Annotated in this window: 1 protein-coding gene; it reads right to left on the bottom strand. The window is 70.1% G+C overall.

Annotated elements, in window-relative coordinates:
• Positions 1-495: ornithine carbamoyltransferase (locus tag ACOADB_RS06580; RefSeq protein WP_378597153.1), on the bottom strand; the 495-nt coding region annotated here is incomplete at its 3' end.
• Between the last annotated feature and the right edge of the window lie 138 nt (positions 496-633).

The raw sequence follows: 633 nt of genomic DNA, 5'->3' as shown, positions 1-633 counted from the left end.
CCACGAGTTGCCCATGTTGCAGGCACCGTCGCCGAGGAACGCGACGGTCAGCCCGGCCAGTGCACCCTTGTGCTCCTGCACGGTCAGCAGGTCCGCGAGCAGCTGGCAGGGGTGGAAGTCGTCGGTCAGCGCGTTGATGACGGGCACGCCGGACATCGCCGCCATCTCGTCGAGGCTCGCCTGTGCGTAGGTGCGCCACACGATCTGAGACGCCTGGCGGCCGAGCACGCGGGCGACGTCGGCGATCGACTCCCTCTTGCCGATGCCCGCAAGGCCCCCGTCGACGAGCATCGGGTTGCCGCCGAGCTCGGCGATGCCCGCGGAGAAGGACGCCTGGGTACGCAGCGTCGCCTTGTCGAAGATCATCGCCACGGTGCGCGGACCGGCCAGCGGCTTGTGGTCGTACGGTGCGGCCTTGAGGCTCGCGGCGAGTGCCAGCACCTCGGCTTGCTCGACGGGAGTCAGGTCGTCGTCGCGAAGGAAGGAGCGCGTCATGCCGACACCCCGGCGTGGTCCAGGATCTGCGGCCACGCAGCCAGGAAGGAGTCGGCGTCGGCCTCGGTGAGCACCAGCGGCGGCGCCATCCGGATCCGCTCCGGTGTCGCCGCGTTGACGATGAACCCGGCATCCTGG

It is taken from the genome of Nocardioides sp. CPCC 206348, from assembly GCF_048654705.1.
Taxonomy (GTDB): domain Bacteria; phylum Actinomycetota; class Actinomycetes; order Propionibacteriales; family Nocardioidaceae; genus Nocardioides.
This window is presented reverse-complemented; position numbering and strand designations above follow the sequence as displayed.